The sequence below is a fragment of the Streptomyces sp. SM1 genome (genome assembly GCF_002910825.1).
Lineage (GTDB): Bacteria > Actinomycetota > Actinomycetes > Streptomycetales > Streptomycetaceae > Streptomyces > Streptomyces okerensis.
The window spans coordinates 1-2,872 of sequence record NZ_NEUB01000823.1; the positions used below are offsets into that span (position 1 = coordinate 1).

At 71.7% G+C, this 2,872-nt stretch carries 3 protein-coding genes and 1 pseudogene; all 4 read left to right on the forward strand.

All coding sequences use genetic code 11. The features are described 5' to 3' along the window. Window positions 1-1,509 (forward strand): annotated as a pseudogene (locus tag B9S61_RS25805) (hypothetical protein); the annotation flags it as partial. A 9-nt stretch (window positions 1,510-1,518) separates the two neighbouring features. Further along, the gene (locus B9S61_RS25810) at window positions 1,519-1,932 is read left to right on the forward strand and encodes a roadblock/LC7 domain-containing protein (RefSeq protein ID WP_103544386.1); all 414 of its coding nucleotides are present in this window, start codon (window positions 1,519-1,521) and stop codon (window positions 1,930-1,932) included. 111 nt (window positions 1,933-2,043) lie between these two features. Then, window positions 2,044-2,439, forward strand: coding sequence for a DUF742 domain-containing protein (locus B9S61_RS25815; RefSeq protein WP_004924977.1), 396 nt, complete (start codon window positions 2,044-2,046; stop codon window positions 2,437-2,439). Next, window positions 2,420-2,872 (forward strand): ATP/GTP-binding protein (locus B9S61_RS25820; RefSeq protein WP_103544387.1); only part of this gene is annotated, 453 nt, incomplete at its 3' end. The genes B9S61_RS25815 and B9S61_RS25820, both read left to right, overlap by 20 nt.

The following is a 2,872-nucleotide window of genomic DNA, read 5'->3' on the forward strand; positions in this document are numbered from 1 at the left end:
CGGCCAGAAGAGCGGACGGACATCCACTCGGCCTCGCGCGACCCTTCGCTGTTCGACCATGGTGCGCCCTCCGGCCCTCCGCAGGGCCGCCCCGCGCCCGCCGGCGCGGGAGCCGGCTTCGGGGGGTCCGGCGCCCCGCAGCAGGGGATGCAGACCCCGGGGCCGAACGGTAAGCAGGACGGCCAGGACGCCTTCGGTGGCGGCCGGGGCCAGGTTCCGCAGCAGCGCGGCAACGCCGAGCGCGGCCGTCGCCCGCAGCTTCCGCCCCGCGGCGGTGGTGCGCGCGCCGAGTTGCCCGGCGGTGACCAGCAGCAGCCGCGGGTGCCCAGCTGGAGCGACGAGAACGCCCAGCCGCCGGTGTCGCGTGCCTCGCTGGACGCCCCGCGCGGGCACGAGGAGCCGGATGTCTCCCGTACCTCGGCCATGCCGCGGTACGACGACCGGCAGGGTCCCGGCGCGACGTCGGAGATGCCCCGGTACGACGACCGGCAGGGTCCCGGCGCGACGTCGGAGATGCCCCGGTTCGACGAGCGCCAGAACAACGGCGCGCCGGCCTACGGTTCCAACGCCCCGCAGAACACCGGCCAGTACGGCCGGCCCGGCGCGGACGACGCCCGGAACACGGGCCAGTACGCCCAGCCGGGCAACCACGGGCAGTACTCCCAGCCCGGCACGAACAACGGGCAGAACAACGGGCAGTACTCCCAGCCCGCCACGAACGACGCCCAGAACACGGGCCAGTTCGTCCGCGGTGACATCTTCGGGACTCCGCAGGGCGGACAGAACCCGTCAGCGACGGGCCAGTTCCCCGCACCGCAGGGGTACGACGACGGCTCCACCGGCCAGTACCCGGCCCCCCGCCAGGACAACGGCTCCACCGGCCAGTTCGAGCGTCCGCAGACCAACGGCACGCACGGCGCCGGTTCCGTCGCGCCGCGGCAGCCGGTCCCACCGGTTCCGTCGGCCCCGCCGCAGCAGCGGCCCGACGACGGGCGCGGAGCGTCCGACGCCTGGGCGCTCCCGCCGGCGACCGGTCCGGGCGACGGCCGTACACCGCTGTACGACACCCTCGAGACCAACTGGTTCCACGGGGCCGGCGGCGCGCAGGAGCAGGGCAACGGCCAGGCTCCGGCATCCCAGCAGCCGCAACAGCAGTCCCAGCCCCAGCAACCGCAGCAGCCGCAGGGGGCCACCGGCCCGCAGCGGACTGCCTCCGCTGCCTGGCGCAGCTCGCCCAACGACGAGCTGGTCCGACAGGCCGAACGCGTCCGGCAGCCGGCCGCGGGCGGCGTCACCACCTCCGGCCTGCCGCGCCGGGTGCCCAAGGCGAACCTCGTCCCGGGCACGGCTCAGCAGCAATCGCACCAGAGCGGTCCTCAGGTCTCGCGCGCCCCCGATGACGTGCGCGGCCGGCTGACCAATCTCCGTCGGGGTATCGCACAGGGTCGTCAGGCCGGGTCCAACCAGACCGGCAGCTTCCCGCACCCCACTCACCAGCAGGAGCGTTAGTTGAGCCCGATGAGCCAGGCGGCACAGAACCTCAACTGGTTGATCACCAACTTCGTGGACAACACCCCAGGGGTGTCCCACACCGTCGTCGTGTCCGCCGACGGTCTCCTTCTGGCGCTCTCGGAGGGCTTCCCGCGCGACCGCGCGGACCAGCTCGCGGCCGTCGCTTCGGGACTGACCTCCCTGACGGCCGGCGCCTCCAGGATCTTCGAAGGCGGCAGCGTCGCCCAGACGGTCGTCGAGATGGAACGAGGATTCCTTTTCCTCATGTCCGTCTCCGACGGCTCCTCCCTGGCCGTGCTCGCGCACCCCGACTGCGACATCGGCCTCGTCGGCTACGAGATGGCGCTCCTGGTCGACCGCGCGGGGGCGGTCCTCACCCCGGACCTGCGCGCCGAGCTACAGGGAAGTCTGCTCCACTGATCGGCCCCGGCACCACCCGTCACACCAAATCACCGTCCGGCCGCCACATTCCCCCCACCGGCCCCGTCAGACGGCTTGACTGACCGACTTGCTGTCCCGCCCGGAGGATCCATGACCCCGCCCACCGCCTCTCATGATCCGTACGCGGAGCCGTACGAGGACGAGGGCGACCAGCCACTGGTCCGTCCCTACGCGATGACCGGTGGCCGGACCAGGCCGCGTTACCAACTGGCCATCGAGGCACTGATCAGTACGACGGCCGACCCGGCCGCGCTCATGGGACTCCTTCCGGAGCACCAGCGCATCTGCCATCTGTGCCGTGAGGTGAAGTCGGTCGCCGAGGTGTCGGCGCTCCTCAACATGCCCCTGGGTGTTGCCCGGATCCTGGTGGCCGACCTGGCGGAGGCGGGACTCGTCGCCGTACACCAGCCGGGCGGCGACGAGACGACCGGCGCCCCGGACGTGACACTGCTCGAAAGGGTGCTCAGTGGACTTCGCAAGCTCTAGCGGCGGGGCGGTCTCCGAAAGCCGCGCCACCACCTCGGCCAAGATCGTGGTGGCGGGTGGCTTCGGCGTGGGCAAGACCACGTTCGTCGGGGCCGTTTCGGAGATCAACCCGCTGCGCACGGAGGCCGTCATGACGTCCGCTTCGGCAGGCATCGACGACCTCACCCACACCGGGGACAAGACGACCACGACGGTCGCCATGGACTTCGGACGTATCACCCTGGACCAGGACCTGATCCTGTACCTGTTCGGTACGCCCGGTCAGGACCGCTTCTGGTTCATGTGGGACGACCTGGTGCGCGGCGCCATCGGCGCGATCGTGCTGGTGGACACCCGGCGTCTCGCCGACTGCTTCCCCGCGGTCGACTACTTCGAGAACTCGGGACTGCCGTTCGTGATCGCCCTCAACGGCTTCGACGGCCAGCAGCCGTAC

Excerpts from the sequence above, each read along its gene's own strand:
- B9S61_RS25815 (WP_004924977.1), top strand. The coding sequence starts at position 2,044 with ATGACCCCGCCCACCGCCTCTCATGATCCGTACGCGGAGCCGTACGAG.
- B9S61_RS25810 (WP_103544386.1), top strand. The coding sequence starts at position 1,519 with ATGAGCCAGGCGGCACAGAACCTCAACTGGTTGATCACCAACTTCGTG.